This window comes from Posidoniimonas polymericola (assembly GCF_007859935.1).
GTDB classification, from domain to species: Bacteria; Planctomycetota; Planctomycetia; order Pirellulales; family Lacipirellulaceae; genus Posidoniimonas; species Posidoniimonas polymericola.
In genome coordinates this window covers 57,351-82,446 of the sequence record NZ_SJPO01000018.1, presented here as the reverse complement: position 1 = coordinate 82,446, position 25,096 = coordinate 57,351, and the positions used below count along the sequence as shown (strand labels likewise).

The window sequence follows — 25,096 nt, the reverse complement described above, 5'->3', positions numbered from 1 at the left end:
ACACCGCCTCTAAGGCGACCAAGCCACCGCATCAAGACCAATCTTACTACTGTCAGAGGGTTAACGGCGTAAGGTGCCACCCGCCGCTTCGCCAAGGAGGTTGGATGTCGCCGGTTCGTTCAACTCCACTATTTGACTGAACATCAAGCATTGCGATACCATTTTAGTCGCGCAACGAGAAGCTCAGCCGTCGTAGAGGGTCTTAGAGGGCGGACCACGGCACCTCTCGACCAGTATCCCCGTCCAGTTGAATCTGCAAGGAGAACGAAACTCCGTGACGCTCCGAACTGTCCACAGCAACGAGGCTCCCGAGGCCGTCGGTCCTTACTCGCAAGGAGTGTGGGCCGGTGAAATCCTGTACCTGTCCGGCCAAGCCCCGCTCGATCCAGCAACAGGCAAGCTCATCGAAGGCCATGTCGGGGAGCAGGCCAAGCGGGTTTTCGACAACCTGGAAGCGGTCCTCACTAGTGCCGGACTTGCAATGAATCATGTAGTCAAATGCAACGTCTATCTCGTCAGCATGGACGACTTTCAGGCGATGAACGAGGTGTACGCTCAACGGTTCACTGCGCCATTTCCAGCACGCAGTACCGTTGGAGTCGCGGAGCTCCCGCTCGGTGCGCGAGTGGAGATTGAGATGATCGCACGGCGGCCTGAGCAATGAACGAATCCACGGGACACTCAGAGGCCGAAACCGTTGGGGAGGGCGAGTTACTTCGCTTAGCTGCATTTACGGACAATCCGCAGGCCGGTAATCCTGCGGGGGTCTGGATCGGCGATACGCCTCTCGGCGACGATGAGATGCAGCGAGTAGCGACAGAGGTAGGATACTCCGAAACAGCGTTTGTAGTGCCTTCTCAGGGACAAGATCGCACCGTTCGCTTCTTTAGTCCCGAGGCCGAGGTCTCCTTCTGCGGTCACGCAACCATTGCAATCGGCGTTGCACTCGGCCAAGCACATGGGGATGGCGCCTATCGACTAAACACTCCGGCGGGCGACGTGCGGGTCGATGTCACCACGCACGACGGTGTTCTCGAGGCGGCGTTGACGTCGGTAGAACCTCGATACTCAGCCGCCAGTACCCAGCTGCTCACGCGATCGTTGTCAGTGTTGAGCTGGGAGGCCGCCGACCTTGATCCGGCGATCCCTCCTGCCAAAGCATTTGCAGGGAATTGGCATCTCGTCATTGCCGTGAGCGAAGCGAAACGTTTGGCAGAATTAAGCTACGACTTTGATGGGTTGAAGTCGCTTATGTTGCAGGAAGGCTTGACCACACTGCAACTAATCTGGCGTGAAGACGCGAACACTTTTCGATCCCGCAATCCGTTCCCCGTGGGGGGAGTGATTGAGGACCCCGCCACTGGAGCAGCCGCGGCTGCTCTCGGCGGGTATCTGCGTGGGATAGGCCAAGTAGCCGCACCCGCTAAGATTCTCATCAAGCAAGGCGATGATATGGGACGGCCGAGCAGGTTGACCGTGGACATCCCTGCCGCGGGAGGGATCATCGTGAAAGGCACAGCGGTGTTGATTCAAGCCGGCCGTGGCGGTTTCTAAACTTCTGGTAGCTGGTGATTCTTTGTCACCCGCCGTGAGCCCAGTTCTTCAACGCCCAGGCGTAAGACTCCTGCGCCCGTGAGCCGCTCCAGCTCGGCTTCGCCGCCCGGAGCCGGCGCACAGAAAAAAAGCCCCGGCCGCAAGCGACCGGGGCTTTCTAGGTTTTCAGCGAAGCGGCCCGCCTTACAGCGCGGCGATCTTGGCGATCAGGTCGACCGTGCGGCAGCTGTAGCCCCACTCGTTGTCGTACCAGCTCACGATCTTCACCATCTTGTCGGTGATGCCCGTGGTCCACGGACCGGCAAAGATGCTGCTGTGCGGGTCGTGGATGATGTCGGTCGAGACGATCGGGTCCTCGGTGTAGGCGAGGATGCCCTTGAGCGGGCCTTCGGCGGCCTTCTTCATCGCGGCGTTGATCTCTTCGGGCTTGGCGGCCTTCGTGAGGTTGACCGTCAGGTCGACGACCGAGCCGGTGACCACGGGGACACGCATGGCGTAGCCGGTGAGCTTGCCCTGCAGCTCGGGGATCACCAGGCCGACGGCCTTGGCGGCGCCGGTGGTGGTCGGGATGATGTTCATCGCTGCGGCGCGGGCCCGGTACGGGTCGGCGTGCGGCAGGTCCTGCACGTTCTGGTCGTTCGTGTAGGCGTGGATGGTGGTCATCAAGCCGTGCTCGATGCCGAAGGTCTCGTGGAGGACCTTGGCGACCGGGGCCAGGCAGTTGGTGGTGCAGCTGGCGTTGCTGATGCACTTGTGGTCGGCGGTCAGCTTGTCGTCGTTGACGCCGAGCACGCAGGTCAGGTCGGCGCCGTCCTTGGCCGGCTGGCTGAGCACGACCTTCTTGGCTCCGGCGTCGAGGTGCGAGTCGTAGCCCGCCTTCTCGGCGGTCTTGGCGGCGGCGAACACGCCGGTCGACTCGACACAGACGTCCACGCCCAGCTCGCCCCACGGGCACTCGGCCGGGTTGCGGATGGCGGTGGCCTTGATCTTCTTGCCGTTGACGATCAGGTGCTCGTCATCGAAATCCACCGTGCCGGGGAAGCGGCCGTGGGTGCTGTCGTACTTGAGCAGCGTGGCGAGCATCTTGTTGTCGGTGAGGTCGTTGATCGCGACCACCTCGAACTCATCGCTCCGCTCCATCAGCCCACGAAACGTCAGCCGTCCGATACGGCCAAAACCATTGATGGCGACTTTGGTAGCCACGGTAGGATCTCCTGATTCAATCAATACGTCGGGGTCAGCCAGTAGGTGGGGCAAACGGCCGACAGGTGGGTAATGCCTGGGAAAAAACCTTCCAGCGAGCGAATTATACTGCTGTCGTGGGGTACCCAAAAGGGGCGCAAGAAAAGCACTGATTCGCGCATATTGGAGGACTTTATCCGCTTGCCGTCCCGCCGTTGGCGATCGGCGCTCTACCCCCTAGAATCCTGTAGCGGCCGGACCCACCGCCGGCCCCCGAATTCTTCTACCGCTCTCAAGAGGCCCCTGATGACTGGCATGAGCAACCCTTCGACCGGCGCTAAGTCCTTTATTGTGAAGGTCCAGCGTCAATCGGCGCCCGGCGAAGCGACCCGCTGGGAGCGGTTCCGCGTGCCGTACGAAGCCAACCTGAACGTCATCAGCGTGCTGCAGAAGATCGCCGCGATGGCCAAGACCTCCGACGGCAAGGACACCACGCCGGTCGCGTGGGACTGCAACTGCCTCGAAGAGGTCTGCGGCGCGTGCACCATGGTGATCAATGGCCAGGTGCGTCAGTCGTGCTCGGCCCTGGTCGACAAGCTGCTGGAAGACTCGCCCGGTGAGATCGAGCTGCGGCCGATGAGCAAGTTCCCCGTGGTCCGCGACCTGGTGGTCGACCGCGGCCGCGTGTTCAACGCGCTCAAGCGGGTCAAGGCGTGGGTCGGCGTCGACGACTACTACGACCGCGGCCCCGGGCCCAAGGAGAGCCAGGACCAGCAGGAGACCCGCTACCCGCTCTCGGAGTGCATGACCTGCGGCTGCTGCATGGAGGCCTGCCCCCAGTACACCAAGGTCGAGGTGAAGAAGAAGGCCGGCGAGTCGGAGGCCGACTTCGAGGCCCGCCGCGAAGCCGAGTACTCGACCGCGTTCCTCGGCGCCGCGCCGATCAGCCAGGCGATCCTGTTCAACGAGCACGGCACCGGCAAGATGGCCGCCGACGACCGCCTCGAGGAGCTGATGGCCCCCGGCGGCGTGCAGGTCTGCGGCAACGCCCAGAACTGCGTCGCGGTCTGCCCGAAGGAGATCCCGCTGACCCGCAGCATCGCCCGCGCCGGGCGGCAGGTGACGGTGTACTCGATCAAGAAGTTCTTCGGGCGGTAAGCGGGCCGACTGCGACCAGACTCAACAGCAACGCCGCCCCCGGCTCGGGCGCGGCGTTGTTTGTTGGCGGGGTCGCGGCGATCGTCGCGCCGTAGTTGTCGCGCCAAGCCTGCAGGTCGCTCGGCTGGTACGCGCCGCCCGGGTTGTCGCGCCACACCGTGTAGTCGGCCGCGTCGACGACGCCGTCGGCGTTGAAGTCGCCCGGCAGGGCTTCCACCACCGCCAGCGACAGCGTTGTGGCGTCGGTCTGGACCTGCCACCGCAGGCCGGCCGAGAGTGCGGGCGCGGCCGTGAGCAACGGGTCGCCGGTGACGCCGCCGCTGGCGGTGATCAGCGGGAACGCATCACCCAGCTCGGGGGCGTAGGAGCCCGCTAGCGAGAACTGCAGCTGACCGTCGATTACCAGCGGCCCGACCACCTCGGCGACGCCGTAGCCTCCGCCCCCGGCGTCGCCCGGCAGCTGGGCGAACAGCGTGGCGTTCTGCAGCGAGAGGCCGTCCAAGAACACGGCCCGCGAGCCGGCGAAAACGCTCAGCGTGCTCTGCGCGAGCAGCACGCTGTCGTGGAATCGCAGCACGCTCTCGTTGGTCACCGCGATCGAGGCGCCGTCCCGCGAATCGACCCTGCCGTGGATATCGTTGACGCCGCCGATCGCGGCGATGCGGCCCTCGTTCTCTAGGTTCGTGTTGAGGCGGTTGCTCGGTCCCACCCGCACAACGCCGTCCTCCAGCGTTATCGAGGCCGCGCCGTCTGGACCCGAGAAACTGCCGCGGTTGCGGAGGCCGTGGAGGGCGACAAACTCGCCGCCGGCGACCGCGACTTCGCCGTTGTTCTGGAACGGATAACCCTGGAAGGATTCGAATTGCAGCCGCTGGTCGCCGCCCACCTCGACGACGCCCGAGTTGCCACCGCTCTCCATCTGACTGTAACGGACGCGACCGTCTCCCGACACACGCCCGTCATTGCCGAAGTTGCCGGTCACCACCGCGCCGCCGTCGAGGGCAAGGCGCGCCAACTCGCCCAAGTAGACCTCATTGGCGGTCAGCAAGCCGCCGCTCGCAACTTCAACGTCGGCGCTGAGACCCTGAGACTGGTAGCCGAACGCCCCGCCGATGGCGAGCACCGAGGACTCGCCGCTGACGCGGAACTCACGGAGCGCACCGCCATACTCGTTGAAGGAGCCGATCTGCGCCTGCGCCCCGCCGGTCACCTCGAGCAGGGAGCGGAGAGAACCCTCGAGCTGCAGACCCTGCATCTCCCATCGGGACCCCGGGCCGCTCACCCGGGCAATACCGACGCTGAGGTCGACTTGGTTGTTCCTGACGCCGAGCTTCACGGCGGCGGAGGCCAGCACAGAGCCGCCATCGACGATCACCTCGCCATACGCCCCCACCCCGATCTCGACATCCTGGCCGTCGACGACCGGATTGGGGTTCACGACGCCGACAACCGTCACGGCCGCGTGGACGGTCGCTGAGAACAGCAGCACCGGCAGCACAGCCGGCAGCACGCCGCGACCCAATTGGCGGGCTCGCATGACAGCGGGTCTCGGGAGGGAGAGGAAAACAAGAAGACCGTTCGGTCCCTCCAGAATGGCAGCGGCCGCACGCCGAGTCAACAAATGCTGGCCTCGCGGCTGCCACCCTGGACAGCGGCCGGCCACCTGCCGCCTAGATTACCGGTGTTTAATGGTCCGTTCCGCTTCTGGCACGGCCGTTGCTTCTCATCAGGCCAGCCACTCAACGGGTCAACGACCCGATTCACCAACGACCAGTTTCAGCACTCAACCGGAGGGAAAAACGATGGGACTTATTTGGGCGTGTATCGTGTGGGCCGTGTTTGGTTTGATTGCGGGCGCGATCGCGCGACTGCTGGTGCCGGGCCGTCAGGCGATGGGCACGCTGGCCACCATGGTGCTGGGCATCATCGGCTCGTTCGTGGGCGGCTTCATCGGCTACATGTTCGCCGGTGGCGAGCTGGTGCAGGCCTCGGGCTTTATCATGTCGGTGATCGGCGCCGTGATCGCGCTGCTGATCTCGATCTACGCCGGCAAGCGGAACGCGACTGTGTAACGCAAACGGCGACAACCGAAAAGACAAAACGCCGCGGGCCCGTCTGCCCGCGGCGTTTCTTTTTGCACTTGTCTCGCGCCGCTCACGCCCCCGCCATCGCGCGGCGGCCGCGGCCGTTCTGGGGCGGCGGCGTGGGCTTGGGCGGGGCGCTGGTCAGGCGGAACGAGCCGGGCGACAGGAACTCCTCGACGCGGTGGCGCAGCTCGGCCTCGAGGCTCACGCGGCGGCCGCTCTCGAGGATCACCGCGCCGCCGTCCGCCAGCATCAGCTGGAGCTTGAGCGGCATCTTGCCCGGGTAGCCGCGGACGATCTCGCGGAGCGTCTTGAGCCCCTCGGCGCCGTGGCGGGTCTCGTCCACCATGATGGTGACGCCGCTGGTGAAGCGGGTCTCGAGTTCGGCGACCGGCATCAGCTCGTTGATGATCAGGTTGACCTCCTCGGCGCCGGGCCGGCGGTCGACCACCGCGCGGATGCCGACGATCGCGTCGCCCACGACCTGGTCGCCGAACTGGGCGAACTGCTCGGGCCACATGATGCACCGCACGATTCCGTCGAGGTCTTCCAGGTCCCACATGGCGTACTTGCTGGGCATGCCGGGCTTGGGGTTCTTGGTGTGGCTCATCTTGATGGCGGCCAGCATGCCGCCCAGCACGACCTCGCTGCGGTGCTCCAGGTTGCCCAGGCTCTTGCTGGTGTGCGTGGCGTAGGTCCGCAGGATCTGCTCGTACTCGGCCAGCGGGTGGCTGGAGAGGTAGTAGCCGAGGACCTCCTTCTCGTAGGTCAGCAGCTGCTTCTCCTCCCAGGGCGCGGCGTCGGGAAGGTCGAGGCAGGCGTCCTCGGTCGCTTCGTCCTCGGCCTCGTCGAACAGGCCCTTCTGGCCGCTGCGGCGGTCGGCCATCGCCGAGGCGCCGGACTGCATCGCCCGCTCGACGCCGGCCATCAGCCGCGCGCGGTCGGCGCCGAACGAGTCGAACGCGCCGGCCTTGACGAGGGTCTCGACCGTGGCGCGGTTGCACGACTGGGGGTCGACGCGCTCGCAGAAGTTGAACAGGTCGGTGTAGGGGCCGTTGGCCTCGCGTTCGGCGACCACCGCGTCGGCGGCGCCGCCGCCGCACGCCTTGATGGCGGACAGGCCGAACAAGATCCGGCCCTCGCGGACCGCGAAGTCGACGAACGAGGTGTTGACGTCCGGCGGGACCACCTCGATCTCCATCCGCTCGCAGTCCTCCAGGTGCTCGACCAGCGCGTCCTTGCTCTTGAAGTTGCGGCCGGGGATGTCGCCCGACAGCAGGGCGGCCATGAACTGCACCGGGTAGTGCGCCTTGAGGTAGGCGGTCATGTACGCGATCAGGGCGTACGCGGTGGAGTGGCTCTTGTTGAAGCCGTAGCCGGCGAACTTCTCGATCATGCCGAACAGCTCTTCGGCCTTTTTCTTGTCGAGCCCCTTTTCCTGCGCGCCGTCGATAAACTGCTCTTGGAACTTGGCGATGATCGGCAGCTTCTTCTTGCTGATCGCCTTGATGCACTTGTACGCGTTGGACAGCTCGATGCCGCCCAGCAGGTTCAGGATCCGCATCACCTGTTCCTGGTACACCATGACGCCGTGGGTCTCGGCGAGGACCTCCTCCATCACCGGGTGCGGGTACTCGGCGGGCCGGCGGCCGTGCTTGACCTCGATGTACTGGTCGACCATGCCCCCCTCGAGCGGGCCCGGCCGGTACAGCGCGGCGGTCGCGATGATGTCGTGGAACTTGTCGGGACGCATCCGCTGCAGCAGGTCGCGGATGCCGCCGGACTCGAGCTGGAAGATGCCCTTGGTCTCCCCGCGGCAGAGCAGGGCGTACGACGGCTTGTCGTCCAGCGGGAACTTGTACGGGTCGATCCGCTCGCCGGTCGACTCCTCGATCAGGTCGATGCTGCGGGCCAGGATCGTTAGGTTGCGGAGGCCGAGGAAGTCCATCTTCAGCAGGCCGGCGTCCTCGACGTCGTTCATCGACCACTGGGTGATGACCTCGGTCTTGCCTTTGACGTGCTGCAGCGGCACGTACTCGCTGACCGGCTCCTTGGCGATCACCACCGCGGCGGCGTGCGTGCCGACGTTGCGCGCCAGACCCTCGATCTTGCGGGCCAGGTCCAGCAGCTCGCGGATCTCGGGGTCGCCCTCGTAGGCGGTCTTGAGCTCGTCGGACTGCTCCAGCGCCTTGTCGAGGCTGATGCCGAGCTGGTCGGGGATCATCGCGGTGATCTGGTCGACGCGGAAGATCGGCATCGACATCGTGCGGCCGACGTCCTTGATGGCCGCGCGGGCCGCCAGGGTGCCGAACGTGCCGATCTGTGCGACGTTGGCTTCGCCGTACTTCTCCTTGACGTACTGGATGACCTCGACCCGCCGCTCCTTGCAAAAGTCGATGTCGATATCCGGCGCCTCCAGCCGGCTGATGTCCAGGAACCGCTCGAACAGCAGGTCGTACTCCAGCGGGCAGACGTGACTCATCTTCAGCGCGAAGCAGACGATCGAGCCCACGCCGGAGCCACGCGCCGTGCACGGGATGTTGCTCGCCACGGCGAAGCGGACAAAGTCCCACACAATCAGGAAGTAGTCCGGGAAGCCGAGCGTGTTGATCACGTGCAGCTCGCGGTCGATGCGGGCCATGACCTCCTCGGACAGCTCGCCGGTCGCGTGCTCGGGCCCCGGGGCGACCCCGTCCTGCCAGCGGTGCGGGGTGTCGGCGTACCGCTCCTTGAGCCCCTTGATGACCAGCTCGCGGAGGTAGGCCTCGCTCTCCTTGATGTCGGGCTCGTCCTTGCCCGGCGCGGTGAAGGTCGGGAAGAACCGCTTGCCGAGCTCCAGCTCGAGGTCGACCGAGTCGGCGATCTGCTGGCTCCGCGCGAGGGCGTCCTCGTGGCCGGGCAGGGCGGCGTACATGTCCTCCGGGCCGCGGAGGTAGAACTGGTCGCCCTCCATCTTCATGCGGTTGGTGTCGGTGCGGTACCGGCCGGTGTTGATGCACAACAGGACGTCCTGCGCCTCGGCGTCCTCCTGGTTGACGTAGTGGGCGTCGGACGTGGCGACCAGCGGCATGCCCATGTGGTTGGCCAGGTCGACCGTCAGCTCGAGCGCCTGCCGCTGGATCTCGACGCCGTTGTTCTGGATCTCGAGGAAGTAGCGGTCGCCGAAGGTGTTGTGGAACCAGTGGACGATCTGCTCGCCCTGCTTGAGGGCCTCGTTGGTGGTTCCGCCGGCCAGCAGGGTGCGGCTCAGCTCGCCGCTGACGCAGCCCGACAAGCAGATGATGCCCTCGGAGTACTGCTTGAGGATCTCCTTGTCGATCCGCGGTTTGTGGTAGAAGCCCTCGAGGTACGCCCGGCTGGCGAGCTTCACCAGGTTCTGGAAGCCGGTGCGGTTCTGGGCCAGCAGCGTCAGGTGGTAGGCGGCCGCCTTGCTGCTGGACGCGCCGCCGCGGTCGCGGCGGCTGCCTGGGGCGATGTACGCCTCGTAGCCGACAATCGGGTTGATGCCCTGGTCCTTGCAGGCGCGGTAGAACTCCAGCGCGCCGTACAGGTTGCCGTGGTCGGTCAGGGCCAGGCCGTTCATGCCCAGCTCCTTGGCCCTGCCTACCAGCTTCTTGATCGGGCTGGCGCCGTCGAGCAGGCTGTAGTGGCTGTGGCAGTGCAGGTGAACGAACGGCTTCGCATCCATCGTGCGGCGGGTCCTTCCTCAAGAATGCGGGAGCAGGGCAGGGCGGGTGGAACAGAGCCCAGGTGTCTCAGTTCTCGGTAGCTTCGAGCACGCTCCAGCATTCTAGCGGCGGCGTGGAGGCGCCGCCAATCGGCCGAAAAACCTGCAGGATTCGCCCGCTGCGTTAAATCGCCAACGTCAAACGCCCACTTCAAACCGCCCACGTCAAACCGATAGCGCCGCGGCGACCAGCACGTTCACCACCGCCGCCACGCCCACCGCCGCGATCGCTACCGCGGTCGCCCGGGCGGTGACCAGCGTCACGGCCTTGTCGGCCAGCCCGTCGGACAGCCCGTCGCGCATGGCGAGCAGGTCGAGCCGGGCGTGGTCGCCCGGGGTGCCGGGGATGTGCTCGATAAGCCGCTCGGTGATTGCCCAGCCGGCGGCGCCGGTCAGCTTCTTGGCGATCCAGCGTCCCTGAGCGGGGAGCCAGCGGTCGAGCGAGTCGCCGCCGAACAGGTCGCCGAGGTGCTCGGCAAGCCGCTCCTTCGCCTGGCCGACCGTCGCGCCGTCGAGCTCGGCGGCCACGGCCTTGGAGCCCTCGGGCCGCTTGTCGCTGACGCCGAGCGCCTGCTTGAAAATCACCTTGCTGAGCATCGGCCCGACACTGGTCGCGTTGACCCAGTCGCGAAGGGTCTCGGTGACGGCCAGCCGTACGCCGCTCGCCAGGCCGGCTAGCATCACGCCGATCGACACCAAAATGCTGACCGCGACCAGCCGCCAGTACGCCTGATCGCTGACCAGGTAGTAGCAGAGCCCGCCCACCAGCAGGGCGAACAGCCCGCCGCCCAACAGGGCGCCGGTGAAGAAGCGGTGGAGGTTGTCGGTGACTAGCCGGAGCAGGAACTTCATGCGGAGAGCTTACAAGATAATGTCGAATGACCAAGCCGGAATGACCAATGGCCGTTGAACGAGAGGCCGTGTGGTCACTGCGGCTTGGTCATCGGCTACGTCACTCGCTGTCCGGCTCGCCGATCTTGCGGAGGTACTCGGCCAGCAGCGATTGGACGTCGAGCAGCTCCTGCCAGTTCTCGAAGGTGACCTCGACCGCCTCGCCTTCCTTGGGGGCCGCGACCGCCTGGATCAGCACCCGGACCCGCAGGTGCAGGTACTCAAGGATCTCGGAGAACTGGGCGGCCTGGGCCGGGCTGAGGCCGACCGGCACGTCGGGGGGCGAGGGGATGTGCAGCGTGCTGCGGAGCTCTTCCTCTTCGGACCACTGCAGCTCGGACTCGTCGTTGGGGCGGTCCTCGGCGCGGCGGGCCAGCTCGTCGGGGTCGAGGTCCTCGGCGATCGGGGTCCCGTTGGCGCGGAGCTCCTCCAGCCGGGCGGCGATCTGTGCGCGGGTGCCGTACAGCAGCACCGAGCGGCCGACGTGGATGAGGTCGCCGTAGCGGAGGATGCGGAGCTGGGTCTCCTCGCCGTTGACGCGGGTGCCGTTGGTGCTCTCCAGATCGGTCAGCACGACCTTTTCCTGGTCGTCCTGGATCTTGATGTGGAAGCGGCTGATCCGTTCGTCGTTGAGCTGGACCGTGTTGCCTTCTTCGCGGCCGATGGTGACCGGCACGGCGAGATCCTGGTACACGGTGCCCCGGTCGCTGCCGTCGAGAACTCGCAGGGTAATACGGGACATAGAGCTACGCTGGATCTTCAACGCCAACCGGGGGGCCCCACAGGGCGTCGGCGGCCCGCCTGGGGCGGCCGACTTCCGGGGCCGGCGGCCCTATCTTCCCTGTGAACTTCAACTTGCGCTTATAACACGCCGGGAATTGGGAAGCAAGTTACCGGCCATTTTCTCGCGATTTGTGGCGGGAAATCGCCCCCCCAATCAGGCCAGCACCACCGCCGTGTCCGCGATGTCGTCGTGCAGGCAGTAGCGGGACTTGCGGAAGATCATCAGCGGGTCGAGGAGACCGAAGATCATACCGATGATGGGAATCAACCCAATAAACCACAACAGGAAGTAGCGGTGGAGAATCAACCGTGAGAACTCGGCCTTGCTGCCGTCTTTGCGGACGATCTTGATACCAAGAGCCTTCTTCCCCACGGTCTGGCCACTAGCGCTCAGCAGGTAGCCGTTCACCAGCAAGTAGGCCGCCGCCGGCGTCACGATCGTCAGCACCAGCTGCAACGGGGACATCGTCGCATAGATACTCCAGACGTTCAGCGGATTGAATTCTTCGGGGTTTGCTGGCGGGGCCTGAAAGAACCCGATCTTGAACAGGTAGTACGCCGGCAGCATGACGATGTTGAGCACAATGCCGTCGATGATGATCGCCACGAGCCGCTGCCCGCGGCCCGCGAGCCGGCTACCGAACATGTATTCCCGCTGGTCGCCCGACTCGGCGTCTTCCGACAGCGGCGAGGCGTAGGGGTTCGGGGCGTCGGGCATTGGGGAGATCTTTCCGGCTAGGATGACTGCGAGAGCTGACGACATTCTAGCCGCTGCATTTCACCGCAACAGCCACGCATCCCAATAATTCAATCGGCCAGCACCACCGCCGTGGCGGCGATGTCGTCGTGCAGCGAGTAACGAGACTCTCGCAATGCCAGACCGAGGCTGTAGAACGCAAACAAGGCATTGAAACCAGGGACGAAGTACAGCGGCCAGAGCAGGGCGGTGCGGCGTATCAGGATCTGACCGACGGTCACCGGCGAACCGTCTCGCGAAACAAATTTCAGCCGCTTCCACCGCATGCCGAGCGTCTGGCTACTGCGCTCTAGTGAGCGGTAGTTGAGCGCGCAGTACGTGGCAAGCGACGAAAGGCACCACAAGGCGAAGATCGCCCACAGCATCCAGCTCGAGAACGCATCCGGCTGCTCCGCAAGCGGCAGCCCGAAGAGCGGAAAAACCGGACTGAACGCCAGCGGCGCCGCGAGAAACTGCGCCGCGAACCAGTCGATGACGGCGGACTCGAGCCGGGCCCGGCGACCGGCGAGCGGATGGCCGTCGACTTCAGGAACAGACCGCGTTGGTCCTTCATCGGTCTCCGGCGACTGATAAGGGTTCTGCGTCACTCGCATCCTCGGGAGGCCCTCGACGGGGATCAGGCGCCGTAGCCGCGTGCTGAGCGTAGCTCTAACCTCTCCTCGGCGTTCATAGCAAGGAGGCTTGCCGTCGCCTCGCCGGTAGAGGTAAGCCCGACGACCCGAGCCCCCTCGAAAGCGAAGTGGTCGGCCCAACGCTCGGTGCGAGGATTGAACAAGGCCACAGGCGGTCCCTGAGTTCCTGGCACAACGCTTGCGATGTTCGGCCCCTTCTTGCCGTTGCAGTAGGGGCACGCTAACGCAGTGTTCTCCTCGGTGTACTCGCCCCGGTGCTGACCGGCGATGATCCGGTCAACCGGGAAACGCAGCATGCGGTCGTGGTCCTGGTGAACCGTGCAGTACTCGCAGCGGTTGCCTGCCCGCACGATGACCAGAGCGCGAAGGTCGGAAGTGGGAGGCACCGCTTAGCCCCGGCTAGGCGGGGACTGCGATAGTAACTTCTCAGCCTCGGCCTGCATGACGGCCACCACGGTCGAGGCGCCGACCATCGAGTGGTAGGCGCTCTGCTCGGCCGCTGAAAGTGTGCCGTCGCTCGCCTTCTCGGCGAGCTCGTCGAACCGCCGCTGCGTCGCATCGTCGGCGCGGAACGCCACGAGGCTCTGCAGCGCGGCCGCGTCGAACGACGAGACCAGCGGCGAGAGTGCTCCTGCGACCACCGAGGTATCCAAGCGGATGTTCATAGGCGCATCCTACCACCCCGCTCGGGCGGGCGGCAACAGAAGTGCGGCGCCGCTTGCCGGCGAGGTGTAGCTCGCCGGCTGCTAGCCCTAGCGGGGCGTCGCGGCCTAGTGCCTAAAGTGCCGCGTCCCGGTGAACACCATTGGCAGGCCGTGCTTGTTGCAGGCGGCGATGACCTGGTCGTCGTTGCGGGAGCCGCCGGGCTGGATGAACGCCTTGACGCCGGCGGCGGCCGCGGTGTGGATCGAGTCGTCGAACGGGAAGAAGGCGTCACTCGCCATGACCGCGCCGATCACCCGGTCGCCCGCCTTCTTGATCGAGATCTCGACCGAGTCGACGCGGCTCATCTGGCCGGCGCCCACGCCCACCAGGGCGTTGTCCTGGCTGAGCACGATGGCGTTGCTCTTCACGTGCCGGCAGGCGGCCCAGGCGAAGCGGAGCTCGGCCAGCTGCGCGTCGGAGGGCTGCGTCTCGGTGACGACCTTCCACTCGGACTCGTCGTCGGCCATGTCGTCGGCCGCCTGGGCGAGGTAGCCGCCGTCGATCGCGCGGAGCTGCAGCTCGCCGCCGCCCGGCTTCACCTCGCCGACCTTCAGCAGCCGCACGTTGGCCCGCCACTTCGGCTTGGTGGTGAGGATCTCGATCGCCTCGGTCGTGAAGTCGGGGGCGACAATCGCCTCGACAAACTTGCCCGGCTCGGCCAGGCACTCGGCCGAGGCCGCGTCGACCGTCGTGTTGTAGCCCAGGATCGAGCCGAACGCGCTGACCGGGTCGCCGTCCCACGCCTTGCGGGTGGCGTCGCCGACGCTGAGGGCGGTCGCCGCGCCGCACGGGTTGTTGTGCTTCAGCACGGCCACGCCGGGCACGGGCAGCGACCGCGCGACGCCGAGCGCGGCGTCGAGGTCCAGCAGGTTGTTGTAGCTGAGTTCCTTGCCGTTGAGCTGCTCGGCGTTGACCAGCGAGGTCGGCCCGGCGTCGGCGTTGACGTACAGCGCGGCCGACTGGTGGGGGTTCTCGCCGTAGCGGAGCGGGCACTTCTTGGTGACCGTGATGCTCAGCTCGGCCGGCGTGAGGTCGTCGCCCTCGGCGGCGGCCAGCTTGGCGAAGTAGCCGGCGATGGCCGTGTCGTACTCGGCGGTGTGGGCGAACGCCTCGCCGGCGAGCGCGCGGCGGAGTTCGGGCGTGGTAGCGCCGGTCGCCTGAACCTCGGCGAGGATGCGGTCGTACTGGCCGGGGTTCGAGGCGATCGTGACGAACGCGTGGTTCTTGGCCGCGGCGCGGACCATGGTCGGGCCGCCGATGTCGATCTTCTCGATCGCCTCGTCGACGGTGACGTCGGGCCGGGCGATGGTCTCGCGGAACGGGTAGAGGTTCACCACCACCAGCTCGAACGGCAGGATGCCGTGCTCCTCGGCCGCGGCGACGTCGGACTCGTTGTCACGCCGCTGCAGGATGCCGCCGTGCACCTTGGGGTGCAGCGTCTTGAGACGGCCGTCCATCATCTCGGGGAAGCCGGTGTAGTCGGTGACGTCGCGGACCGGGATGCCGGCGTCCTCGAGCGCCTTGCGCGAGCCGCCGGTGCTGCACAGCTCGACGCCGTGGTCGGCCAGGCTCTTGGCAAATTGGGCAAGCCCGGATTTGTCGCTAACGCTGATTAGCGCCCGCTTGATCTTTGGCGATTCCACAGTATTCCTTCTGGCTTCCTCGTTGCGACTTTTTGTGCGGGGTTTCGCACCTGGTGCAAGAAACCGGGCGGCGGTTGCGAACCCTCTAGCAATGCGGGCGTAGAACAAACAGGCCGCAAGGCCTCCTGCGAACGAAATCACTACGCTGCAAGCGCGGCACGATAGCACCTCAGGCCGCCCCTTTCAACTTACCGCCGCGGTCCAAAGTCCTCCCCCTCCTAAACCGCGGCGGCTGAAAGGGGCGGCTATTTTCGTGCGCCGGCCTGGCTTTTCTACTCGGCCGCGATGCCCGGCGGCGGCGACTTGATCGCCCCCCACTCATCGGCTGCCCGGCCGGCGTTCACACTGACGCCGCACCGCGCGGTGACGCCTCGGCTAGTCCTCGGCGACCTCCCGACGACCTCCCGACTGGCCCCTTTCAATGACGCCTGCACGGCGCCCCCAACGGGCCCTAGCAGGCCACCCGGGTGGCGGGTTGCCTGGCCCGGCAGAGCGGGGCAGGGCGGGGCCGAACCAGACTTGTCAGAAAAGGCGAACCGACCGCGAGCCATTCCCGTAATGGGGGTGTCCAATCAAACGGACAAGCTCAACCGACCGGGGACACGACTCTCCGGGTTCTTACGGCACGACGCCAACCACCAGGTCCGCGTTCTCTTCCGCGGCGCCCCAAGCGCCGCCGGCCGCAGCCGACGCCTCTCAGCCGACGCCACCAAATCGTCACAGGTGGTTGTCCGTAACGAGCCGCACCACACAGCCAACCCCTAGACACCGAGCGCCCGGCGCGCCGGACCTCCGGGATGGCCGTGATGTGCGGGTCGCGCCACGCGGCCGCCGGGGAACGTGCAAAAACTCTCGCTCCCGTTTTTTGACCGGCGCGATTCTGTGACCTATATTCGCCTGTGCCCGCAGCTCTTTTGCCGCAGCGAGCGCCTGGCCTGGCAGCGACAACCCTCACAGTCGTCGCTGGGCCGCACGACCCGACCTTCGGGGCCTCCCAACGGGGTGGCAGACGGGTACGGGGAGTGAAACGGAACTCGGTCAACCTGCCGGACGCCGCGGGCCCCTAGAGAAGATGGAACGAAGCATGCTGAATCGGGTCGCTGACTTGCTGCAACGCTGCCTGCTCGCAACCGTGGTCGCTGGCGTTCTGACCTCGGGCGCCATGCCGTCGATCGCCCGGGCCCAGTCCGCGTCGCCGGTCGTCGAAGCCCCGGCCGGCCCCTCGGCCGCCACGCTCCTCGCCAAGGGGCGCGAGCTCGAGAGCCAGAAGCGGTGGGGCGACGCCCTCGCCTTCTACGAGGACGCCCTCCGCGAGCACCCGTCGGACGCCTCGCTCCGGCAGCGGTTTGTCACCGCCCGCATGCACTTCAGCCTCGAGCGTCGGTACACCGACGACAGCTTTGTCGACTCGGTCCACGAGCTCAGCAGCCAGCAGGCCGAGGGCCTGTACCGCGAGCTGCTCAGCAAGATGGAAACCCACTACGTCACGACCCCCCAGTGGGACGCCGCCGCCCGCAAGGGCATCTACGGCCTGCGGATCGCGTTGCAGGAGCCGCAGTTCCTCCGCGCCAACGGCGTGCGGGCCAGCTCGAAGCAGGTCTCGCAGCTCGATGAAGAGCTGCGTCAGCTCGGCTCGGGCGCCCTCACCAACAGCAGCCAAGGGGCGTTGGCCGCCCAGCAGCAGGCGGCCCGCCTGGCCTCTTACCGGATCGGCCTGAACCCGGTCGCGACCTCGCTGGAGTTCACCGCCGCGGCCGCCGAGACGCTCGACCACTATTCATCGTTCCTGACTCCCGCCCAGCTGCGGGACGTCTACTCGCAGATCGAGGGCAACTTTGTCGGCCTCGGCGTTGAGCTGAAGCCAGACAACGGCGCCCTCCTGATCGTCCGCGTGATCCCCAACAGCCCGGCCGAGCGGGGCGGCATCCACGACGGCGACCGCATTGTCGCGGTCGACGGGCAGGCCACCGCCGAGCTCAGCACCGACGAGGCCGCCGGTCTGCTGACGGGCGAAGAGGGCTCGTACTGCCGCGTGACGGTGGTCTCGCCGCGAGAGGAGGCCCACGTCGTGGCCCGGCCGACCGAAGGCCGGCTGTCGAGCTGGATGGGCGAGCCGACCGTGACCCGCGACCTGTCGGTGCGGCGTGAGCACGTCGACGTGCCGAGCCTCGAGGACGTGCGGATCCTCGACCCGCAGTACGGGGTCGCCTATGTCCGCGTGCCGGTGTTCCAGAAGTCAACCAGCCGCGACCTCGACGCCGCCCTGTGGGACCTGCACGGCAAGGGGATGCGGAGCCTGATCCTCGACCTGCGGGGCAACCCGGGCGGCCTGCTGACCTCGAGCGTCGAGATGGCGGACAAGTTTGTCGCCGAGGGTCGGATCGTTTCGACCAGCGGCCGGAGCGAGGGCGAGACCATCGACTTCCGGGCCCACCGGGCCGGCACCTGGCGGGTGCCGCTGGTGGTGCTGATCGACGGCGACAGCGCCAGTGCTAGCGAGATATTTGCCGCGGCGATCAAAGACTCGAATCGCGGCGCCATTGTCGGAGAGCGGTCTTTCGGCAAGGGTTCGGTGCAGGGGATTTTCTCCCTGGGACAAGGTGGGGCTGGGATCCGCCTGACGACCGCTAAGTTCTTTTCGCCCCTCGGTCATCCAATCAGCAAAGTCGGGGTTAATCCCGATATCGTCGTGCGACGAGCTACGAGCTTGACCGAAGGGCGTTCTGAAAACAGCGACGCGGCCCTCACCCGGGCCGTCGAGGCGGCCAAGATCCAGGTGGCGATGCGGTAGCGGGCCGGCGGCCCGGCTTTCCGCGGGCCCAACTGGGCGGGCCCCCCGCATTGACGCGGCTTCCGCGGGGCTGGATACTGGGGGGCAGTGCGGCTCGGCGGCCATTCTCGGCCCGCCCCTTGCTTCTTTGCCGCCCCCCTTCGAATCACTGCAGCGGAATCCAACATGCCGGCGCCTCGCCAAGAAGACGACGACGACCTCTACGACGACGATTTCGAATTCGTTGACGTCGACGACGACGATGACGACCTCGACGAAGAAGAGGCGCCCGCCCCTAAGAAGAAGAAGACCGCCAAGAAGCCGGCCCGCAAGACGGCCGCCGAGTCGAAGGACGGCCCCAAGAAGAAGGCCGCCAAGAAGGCGCCCAAGAAGAAGAGGGCCAAGAAGAAGGTCAAGCAGCAGGACGATCCCGAGTCCGACGACCCGACCGACGACGAACCCGCAGAGGAGGCGTCGCCGCAGGCCGAGGTGCCCAACGAGCCGACGCCCGAGGACGCGAAGCCCACGGAGTCGAAACCCGAGGAGCCGCCCAAGCCCGAGGCCAACTACGTCGTGCACATCTACGAGCACGCCGGCTACCGGCGGACGATCGAACGCGACTTCACCGCCGAGGACGCCGAGGCCTTCGCCGCCGAGTACAGCCGCACCGCCAAGCCGTACACCCGCTTCGCCGTGCCCGCCCTCAAGGGCGAAGAGCCCTCGCCGGTCCTAAAACCGTAACGCCCGGCACGACCGGCCCCGCGCGGCAACCCACCGCGGGGAGCCCGGGCAGAGCCTGTCAACTGCTGCAATCAGCGCCGCCCCGCGGGCCTGGCGCAACCGGTGCATCCACACCCTGGAAAAGCTGGTTCGCCCCCGCAATCTGAGGGGCGCGACCGGAGCCCGGTGGTACGATGGCCTGTAGCTCTGCGCGAAGCGCGGCCGGCGGTCTCCCCCGTGATGCCCCGGCGAGCCACACCCTGACTCTCATGTAACACGGGCTGCCGGACCATGATTCATCGCTCCTATCGCTTTCGCTCTCTCGCTGCGCTAGTCACGTGCTGCCTGCTCTCGTGCTGCCTGCTGCCTGCGCCGGCTTGGGCCCAGATGTCCCAGGAAGAGGCCCTCGAGAAGTACAACGCCATGCTCGAGCAGGGGCAGCAGCAACTCGAGGCCGAAGAGTACGAGGAGGCCGCCGCAACCTTCAGCGAGGCGATCACCGCCAGCGGCGGCGCTTCGGGGCCCGGCTACATCGGCCGCGCCACCGCCCGCAAAGAGCTCAAGGAATACGCCAAGGCCCAGGAAGACCTGAAGAACTTCCGCCAGTACAACCAGTCGCGCGACCCGGCCATGCTGGCCGCCGCGAGCAACCTGAGCGGCGAGATCTACCTCGAGATGGGCGCCCTCGGCGACGCCCTGGCCGACTTTGAAGAGGCCGTCGAGTCCGACTCCAACAACCCGCTGTACCAGTTCAACCTCGGCAAGGTCTACGCCCTGGCCGGGGCCCCCGATCAAGGACGCAAGGCCCTCGACAAGTGGATCGAGGCCGGCGTCGACGACCCCGAGAAGAACGCCGAGGCCTACCGCCTGCGGGCCCAGACCTACGCCCAGAGCGGCAAGTTCGAGGACGCCAACGCGGACATCCAGGCCGCCCTCGCCATCGACGACAAGGACTACGAGGTCTACGCCCTGCAGGGCATGATCGCCGCGATCCAGGAAGACTGGGCCGCCGGAGCCGAGGCCTACCGCAAGGCGATCGAGAACTACGAACCCGAAGAGGACTCCGACCTGCCGTACGTCGAGGGCCAGCTCCAGCGGGCCGCGATGCTTGAGGAGGCCGCCAAGGAAAGTGAAGACCCCGAGGAGCAGCGTCGCCTGTTCCAGGAGAAGCTCGACGAGAGCCAGCGGCTGCTCGACGCCCTGCCGGACCGCCCGCAGCTGGCCGCCGCCAAGGCTTCCGCCCTGTTCAGCCGCGGCGTGGCCGAGCGTCAGCTGGGCGACCTGGCCTCCGCGGTCGGCTCGTTCACCGAAGCGATCGACCTCAACCCCGGGCTGGCACAGGCGTACTTCCGCCGCGGCATCTGCTTCTTCCACATGGGCGAGGAGCGGATGGCGATCGACGACTTCGACAAGGCGGCCAGCATCGACTTCGCCACGCCGCACTCCGCGCTGTGGAAGGGCCGCGTCTATGCCCAGCTGGGCGAGTACTACGAGGCCCTGAAGTCGTATGCCCAGGCCCTGGCCGTCAGCGACCGCTACACCGACGCCTACGTCAACCGCGGCCTGGTCTACGTGCAGCTCGGCGAGTACGAGCGGGCCATCGCCGACTTCAACGACGCCATCCGCCTGCAGCCGACCAACGGCCAGCACTACTACTTCCGCGGCGTCGCGTACGCCCTGCAGGGCAAGCACGACAAGGCGGTGAAGTCGCTCGCCACGGCGGTCGACTTCGACGACCAGCTCGCCCCCGCCTACCTGAAGCTGGCCGACGAACTCGACGCCATCGGCCGCTCGGACGTCGCCGCCGACTTCCGCGCCCGCGGCAACGAGCTGAGCAACCAGGTCAGCCAGTAAGCCAACCGGCGACTCAACGAGAAACGAAAAAGGCCCCGCGGGATCCGCGGGGCCTTTTTTGTTGGTTCATGCTTTGCTTGTAGCGCAACGGACTTCCTCAGTCGCTGGCGACCGCGCAGGGCGCTTCGCCGGCCTCTTGCCCAGTACCCTTCATAAATCGCTTCAACGGCAGAACGACTCCGAGCGTCACACCGAGCAGCGCAGACACTGAGACGACCGTGAGATCCAGGAAGAGCAGAATCGTGTAGTACTCGCCGTGGTACTTGAACGAGCCGGGCGGGGGAGGATTCCGCTTGTCCCACCAGTCGTGCAGCGCATCAAGTGCGGAGTCGGGGTAGGGGAAGGGACGCGGCCAGCCTGCATCGCCCCAGGGCGTGCCCCACCGAAGCCGAAACACCAACGCGACGCCCAGCAGCAAGACCGCCACGGAAATAGCTATCCCCGTCGCCCATGGACGACACCACGTTCCGGTACTGACTTCGCTACGTCCGTGTAGGCTGCAAGTTAGTGCGTAGACGACCGCTGAAATGAACGGCGCCATAGCGGCGACGTGCTCACTCAAGAAGTAGGCTATGTCTATCCAGTTTGCCGCCGCTACAGCGGCAAGAGTGAATCCGGCAAACATCGGCATGAGGCCGAACTGAATCCTCCCTTGCCGAATACTTTGCATACCTCGCGTCCGCTAGTCACCGCAATTTACTGGGAACTACGTTGACAATACTCGCAGCGGCTGCGCTGAGGTATTGCACCATGATCGATCGCAGGTTCCATGCCTGCTGCTACTTGTGCCCCATTGGCGGATAGCCACCACAAAACGCCGGCTATGAATGCTGGTCCTTACGGCTCACCTCGAACCTTTTCCAACCAGCGGGTGTCTGGTTTCGCCGCCTGCCACATTCGCCATGTTGCGATCGCTTGCCGGCCACTCAGCCCTGCTTGCCCGATCATGCCCACCCGCCCACACAGCTATGCTCGCTTCGCCCGGCTGGTCCGGAAGGCTCGGGGCGGCCACGGTTACGCCGCCAACAACATCGCCGCCGAGTGCCGCATTCTCGGCCGCCCCGAGCTGGCCTACCGCTGGTGGGTCCGAGCGGCCGCCAACGGCGACGGCGACCACCTGCTTGAGGTCGCCTACTGCCTGCATCACCAATTAGGCGTCCGGCGAGAGGTCGCCGCGGCTCGGCATGCCTATCGACTCGCGATCGATTCGCCATCCATCACGCCCTACAGTCGCGAGGAGGCTTGCTACCACCTCGCGACGCTGCTGCTGAGGCACGTCCCTGGCTCGCGGAACGACGCGATCTTCTTGCTCATCCAAGCAAACGCCGACAAGGACTACCCCCAGGCCGGCGCCCTCCTCGACGTGCTGCTGGCAGGCGGCGCACCACGGCGATTTTGCTGCTGCCGGCGGTGGTTGGCGGTGGATCTAGGCCGAGCTGACCGCTGCCCGGTGCACCGCCAGACGCGGGCGTTTTGTCGCTACCGACGACCCACGCCGAGTGCCCGACACCCGAAGCGAGTGTAGCCCCGACTACCACCACCCACGCACGCCGAACAGCATGGTCGACAGGCCGGCCGAGCCGGCCTCGACGTACTCGTAGCCGGTGTAGACCTCGACCTCTCGCCATTGCAGGCCGAGGGTGGTGCGGCTGCGCAGCAGGCGCTCGTGGCCGAGTGTGCCGAGGTCGATCTCGGTCGAGAACACCACCGGCTCCCACGGCATCGCGTCGAGGCCGTAGGTGAAATTGAAGCCGGCCTCGTTGTGCGTGTCGGCCAGCCAGTTCATGCCGACGCCGCTCCGCCAGACGATCCGCTCGCCCTGCGCGAAGCGGAACACCAGGTTGGCGTCGCCGATAGCAAGGTGGTCCTCGCCGCCGGCCGCCAGCTGCTCGTAGTAGCTGCTGATCGAGCCGTCGAGCGTCAGCCGCCAGACCGGCAGGTCGACCTGCAGCTTCGTGCCGATCTGCTCCAGCCCGCTGAAGTCGGTCCCGTAGTCGACCTGCGCCCGGGCCGACGCGACGACGTTGGTGCTGTTGCAGAACCAGTTGGTGTCTTTGTAGGCGATCTGCCTCTGCTCCGCGGCGTAGCTCTCGAAGCGGTCGCAGCCCGGCTGGTCGAACGCCGCGTAGGGCAGGTAGTACGGCGCGGCCAGTACGCCGAACACCACCATCGCCTTGAGGTCGTCGAACGGATCATCTTCGCAGTCGTAGAAAGACCGCCGCCGCTTGGCGGGCTTCGGTTCCTCCGGCTGCGGGGTGTGCGCGGATTGGCGGAACTCCTCGAGCTGCTGCGTCTGACCAACCGACGCGGCAGCGCCCACCAGCAGCAACAGCACAGCGTATTGCGTCAGGCGTTTCATGCGGGCGGCTCGACGGTTCGAAACGGGCAAAGGGCGGCGACTTTAGCCACTCCCCGACAAGCGGTCCACCGCGATGCCGGTTGTTGCTAGCAGCCGGGGGCTGCATGCCCGCCACCATGCGGGCGCGAGACTAATGGCCACGAGACAATCCTGCCGCGTCCCCAAGCTAACGGTCTGTCAGGGCTTCCACATACGCATGGATCGCGTCTAGCTGCTGCTGGAATGCCTGCTGCTTATCTGGTTCGTGCTGGCTGTCGCGCAGCTGCTGGATTGATTTATCAATCCGCTCCTGCAGCTTTTCGTCGTTGGTCTCGACCGCCTCGAGCTCGTGGATCGCCTCGTCAGAGAACGTAGTGAAGGTGGCTAGCGCCCCGGCGGCGTTGAGACGGACCCAGTCGTCGCTGTCGTTGAGCATGCGGGCGATAGCCTGCATCGACTCGCGGCGGTAGGGGTCGAGGCTGGCGATGCGCCCGCAAGTCCACCCCCGCACGGACTGGTCTGTGCTCTCGAGGGCCTTGGCGTAGCGGGTCTGCAGGTCGGCCAACTCCAGCACGTCGACGCCCGCGGGAATCCTCAGGGCGTCCAGCTCGACGCCGTCACCGAGGTAGATGTGCAGGTACGGGTTCGGGTCCCACACGTTACTGCCGAGGGGAAGCGTCGCCATGTGCTTGGCGATCCCGCCGAGGAGATGCAGCTGCCAATCGAATTCGACCTGACGCTCTTGGTTGAAGGAGTGCGTCTCGCCTGGCCCGGGGTGGATCACAACGGCCAAGCGGTCGGCCTTGATGCGGGCGAAGTCAGCCAACGCGTCGTTCAGATCGGCCGTACTGCCCTGGTAGTAGAACGACTCGTTGCCATTGACCCACTGATGGTAGACCCGGTGCTTGCTGTTGATGACCGGAATCGCGCCCGGCCAATCGCGGTAGTTCAGGGCGGAAAGGCAATCGTTGCCGAATGACTCCATCCCCATTCCGCTTGCGCTGGTCACGCAGGAGAGCACCAACCCAATCGCGGCGATCGTACGCAACATCGTGTCTCTCCCAAATGGGTTGGTAAGCGATGGAGCTCATTGCCCTCGGCCCATTGTCGCCGGGTGATGAAGCCGAAGCAACGATTGAGACCGCGATTCGAACGCGATAAACGGGGGGCTATTCCACCACTTCTTCCACCATCTCCCAGGCGCAGAGACGCACCCCCTCCATGCTATCGAGCCGGACCTTTGGGAGCTTGGATTGCCGCACTTGCAGTTCGCCCACCTGCTTCGCTAGTTCCGTCAGTCCTTTCAGGCGGTCCGGTGAATCGACGGGGCCGTACGCCGATGCTGGCTCTACTCGGCTGCTATCGATGTGGACAGCGACCGTCACCAACCGCGACTTTTCGGTAGCCCGGGGAGGAGTCGTCTGATGCTGCAACAGGACCTCGCCTGCTTTTCCGATGGCCACGACCGTTCCTTCGAGTGGGACGCAGAATCTAAATTCTTCGTTCTTCACCGCCTCGAAAGCTCTTGAACCCTGGAGCCTGAGTAGAGCTACCGCCGGTTTGCCCGTGAGTTCTAGTAGCACCGGGTCGCCCACATGCAGGCTTGGCGTCGGGTCCGCTGGCTCCCCACCTACGCAGATCTGACAGACGAGGCACGCCGCTAACGCCAACGAAGACTTCAGGGCCATGGGAAAGCTCTTCTCGAAGTTCTGAGTACTGGGTGCTGAGTACCGAGGCTACACGCCGGACGCGGACAAACAACCCAGAGGTGGATGCTCGTGAGATTTTTGCACGAGAACCGTCGCCGGTGAAACCTCAATCCGAAGGACTGCTATCACAAGTCCGCGTGGATTGGCTGAGATGCTCGGGCATCGGTTCCGCGTCGGCGGAGACCGCCGTTGGCCGCCGGGGGCGCCACGCTACACACGTCCTAACTCGTCCTGCCGAACAAACGCCGCACCAACCATCGCCAACAAGCTAGACACCGCGCCGCAGGCAACGAACCAGCCATACCCAGCGAATGGAGAAGCCGCCGTTCGCTGCCAGTGAGAGAGCCAAGACTGGGAGACTTGAGGCTCGAGCGCGTAGGTGAGCCCCCAACCAATCGCGGCCAGAAACGCCACTTTCGCCAGCATCTTTGGCTGCCTGAGGCCGGCGGCGTAGCATCCAGCGGTTGGGAGAATACACGATGCCACCATCGCTAGGGCTGGTAGCTCAGTCTGTAACGCCGCCAAGAGCCCCAGCAGCATCCCGAGCGCACAGCCGGCAATGCACCCGCAGAACAATCTGAAACGTGGA

The 25,096-nt window shown here is 65.9% G+C and carries 22 protein-coding genes; 8 read left to right on the top strand and 14 right to left on the bottom strand.

Annotation, left to right across the window (positions count from 1 at the left end):
• Positions 1-274: 274 nt before the first annotated feature.
• A complete protein-coding gene (locus tag Pla123a_RS23995) occupies positions 275-664 on the top strand; it encodes a RidA family protein (protein WP_146591816.1) in 390 nt (129 codons plus the stop codon).
• Positions 661-1,554, top strand: coding sequence for a PhzF family phenazine biosynthesis protein (locus tag Pla123a_RS23990; RefSeq protein WP_146591814.1), 894 nt, complete (start codon positions 661-663; stop codon positions 1,552-1,554). The genes Pla123a_RS23995 and Pla123a_RS23990 overlap by 4 nt, the downstream gene beginning before the upstream one ends.
• Before the next feature lie 183 nt (positions 1,555-1,737).
• Here Pla123a_RS23990 and gap read toward each other — a convergent pair whose 3' ends face one another.
• Positions 1,738-2,757, bottom strand: a complete 1,020-nt coding sequence (gene gap, locus Pla123a_RS23985) for a type I glyceraldehyde-3-phosphate dehydrogenase (RefSeq protein WP_146591812.1) — start codon at positions 2,755-2,757, stop codon at positions 1,738-1,740.
• Between the two features lie 294 nt (positions 2,758-3,051).
• Here gap and sdhB point away from each other — a divergent pair, with 294 nt between their 5' ends.
• A complete protein-coding gene (gene sdhB / locus Pla123a_RS23980; RefSeq protein ID WP_231956622.1) occupies positions 3,052-3,894 on the top strand; it encodes a succinate dehydrogenase iron-sulfur subunit in 843 nt (280 codons plus the stop codon).
• Here the strand turns inward: sdhB and Pla123a_RS23975 are convergent.
• Positions 3,872-5,431, bottom strand: coding sequence for a hypothetical protein (locus Pla123a_RS23975; RefSeq protein WP_146591808.1), 1,560 nt, complete (start codon positions 5,429-5,431; stop codon positions 3,872-3,874). The genes sdhB and Pla123a_RS23975 overlap by 23 nt on opposite strands.
• Positions 5,432-5,696: 265 nt before the next feature.
• Here Pla123a_RS23975 and Pla123a_RS23970 point away from each other — a divergent pair, with 265 nt between their 5' ends.
• Positions 5,697-5,966, top strand: coding sequence for a GlsB/YeaQ/YmgE family stress response membrane protein (locus Pla123a_RS23970; RefSeq protein WP_146591806.1), 270 nt, complete (start codon positions 5,697-5,699; stop codon positions 5,964-5,966).
• Between the two features lie 82 nt (positions 5,967-6,048).
• Here the strand turns inward: Pla123a_RS23970 and dnaE are convergent, their stop codons facing one another.
• From dnaE to purH, 8 genes are all read right to left on the bottom strand, one after another.
• A complete protein-coding gene (gene dnaE / locus Pla123a_RS23965) occupies positions 6,049-9,666 on the bottom strand; it encodes a DNA polymerase III subunit alpha (protein WP_146591804.1) in 3,618 nt (1,205 codons plus the stop codon).
• Positions 9,667-9,870: 204 nt separating this feature from the next.
• Positions 9,871-10,557 (bottom strand): hypothetical protein, encoded by a 687-nt coding sequence (locus Pla123a_RS23960; RefSeq protein ID WP_146591802.1) that lies wholly within the window; start codon positions 10,555-10,557, stop codon positions 9,871-9,873.
• Positions 10,558-10,657: 100 nt separating this feature from the next.
• Positions 10,658-11,338: an FHA domain-containing protein gene (locus tag Pla123a_RS23955; protein ID WP_146591800.1), complete on the bottom strand. Its 681-nt coding sequence runs from the start codon at positions 11,336-11,338 to the stop codon at positions 10,658-10,660.
• Between the two features lie 195 nt (positions 11,339-11,533).
• Positions 11,534-12,097 carry an RDD family protein gene (locus Pla123a_RS23950; protein ID WP_197528254.1) on the bottom strand — a complete coding sequence of 188 codons (564 nt, stop codon included), beginning with the start codon at positions 12,095-12,097 and terminating at the stop codon, positions 11,534-11,536.
• Between the two features lie 89 nt (positions 12,098-12,186).
• Positions 12,187-12,723, bottom strand: coding sequence for an RDD family protein (locus Pla123a_RS23945; protein ID WP_197528253.1), 537 nt, complete (start codon positions 12,721-12,723; stop codon positions 12,187-12,189).
• Positions 12,724-12,752: 29 nt separating this feature from the next.
• The gene (locus Pla123a_RS23940; protein WP_146591797.1) at positions 12,753-13,154 is read right to left on the bottom strand and encodes an HNH endonuclease; all 402 of its coding nucleotides are present in this window, start codon (positions 13,152-13,154) and stop codon (positions 12,753-12,755) included.
• A 3-nt stretch (positions 13,155-13,157) separates the two neighbouring features.
• Entirely contained in the window at positions 13,158-13,433 is a 276-nt protein-coding gene (locus Pla123a_RS23935; RefSeq protein ID WP_146591796.1) for a hypothetical protein, read from the bottom strand.
• Positions 13,434-13,538: 105 nt separating this feature from the next.
• Positions 13,539-15,116, bottom strand: coding sequence for a bifunctional phosphoribosylaminoimidazolecarboxamide formyltransferase/IMP cyclohydrolase (purH, locus tag Pla123a_RS23930; protein ID WP_146591795.1), 1,578 nt, complete (start codon positions 15,114-15,116; stop codon positions 13,539-13,541).
• A 1,084-nt stretch (positions 15,117-16,200) separates the two neighbouring features.
• Here purH and Pla123a_RS23925 point away from each other — a divergent pair.
• The 3 genes from Pla123a_RS23925 to Pla123a_RS23915 all read left to right on the top strand — a co-directional run bounded on the left by Pla123a_RS23925 (position 16,201) and on the right by Pla123a_RS23915 (position 20,460).
• Positions 16,201-17,907 carry a S41 family peptidase gene (locus Pla123a_RS23925; protein ID WP_197528252.1) on the top strand — a complete coding sequence of 569 codons (1,707 nt, stop codon included), beginning with the start codon at positions 16,201-16,203 and terminating at the stop codon, positions 17,905-17,907.
• A gap of 165 nt (positions 17,908-18,072) precedes the next feature.
• Positions 18,073-18,627 (top strand): hypothetical protein, encoded by a 555-nt coding sequence (locus tag Pla123a_RS23920; protein ID WP_146591793.1) that lies wholly within the window; start codon positions 18,073-18,075, stop codon positions 18,625-18,627.
• 366 nt (positions 18,628-18,993) lie between these two features.
• Complete coding sequence (locus Pla123a_RS23915) at positions 18,994-20,460, top strand: tetratricopeptide repeat protein (RefSeq protein ID WP_197528251.1); 1,467 nt, start codon at positions 18,994-18,996, stop codon at positions 20,458-20,460.
• Between the two features lie 97 nt (positions 20,461-20,557).
• Here the strand turns inward: Pla123a_RS23915 and Pla123a_RS23910 are convergent, their stop codons facing one another.
• Positions 20,558-20,887 carry a hypothetical protein gene (locus tag Pla123a_RS23910; protein ID WP_146591791.1) on the bottom strand — a complete coding sequence of 110 codons (330 nt, stop codon included), beginning with the start codon at positions 20,885-20,887 and terminating at the stop codon, positions 20,558-20,560.
• A gap of 519 nt (positions 20,888-21,406) precedes the next feature.
• On the opposite strand from Pla123a_RS23910, the gene Pla123a_RS23905 reads away from it, so the two are divergent.
• Positions 21,407-21,985 (top strand): sel1 repeat family protein, encoded by a 579-nt coding sequence (locus tag Pla123a_RS23905; protein ID WP_146591790.1) that lies wholly within the window; start codon positions 21,407-21,409, stop codon positions 21,983-21,985.
• 6 nt (positions 21,986-21,991) lie between these two features.
• On the opposite strand, the gene Pla123a_RS23900 is transcribed toward Pla123a_RS23905, so the two are convergent.
• The 3 genes from Pla123a_RS23900 to Pla123a_RS23890 all read right to left on the bottom strand — a co-directional run bounded on the left by Pla123a_RS23900 (position 21,992) and on the right by Pla123a_RS23890 (position 24,309).
• Positions 21,992-22,819 carry a hypothetical protein gene (locus Pla123a_RS23900; protein ID WP_146591788.1) on the bottom strand — a complete coding sequence of 276 codons (828 nt, stop codon included), beginning with the start codon at positions 22,817-22,819 and terminating at the stop codon, positions 21,992-21,994.
• A 166-nt stretch (positions 22,820-22,985) separates the two neighbouring features.
• Positions 22,986-23,849 carry a hypothetical protein gene (locus Pla123a_RS23895; protein ID WP_146591787.1) on the bottom strand — a complete coding sequence of 288 codons (864 nt, stop codon included), beginning with the start codon at positions 23,847-23,849 and terminating at the stop codon, positions 22,986-22,988.
• A 118-nt stretch (positions 23,850-23,967) separates the two neighbouring features.
• Positions 23,968-24,309: a hypothetical protein gene (locus Pla123a_RS23890; protein WP_146591785.1), complete on the bottom strand. Its 342-nt coding sequence runs from the start codon at positions 24,307-24,309 to the stop codon at positions 23,968-23,970.
• Between the last annotated feature and the right edge of the window lie 787 nt (positions 24,310-25,096).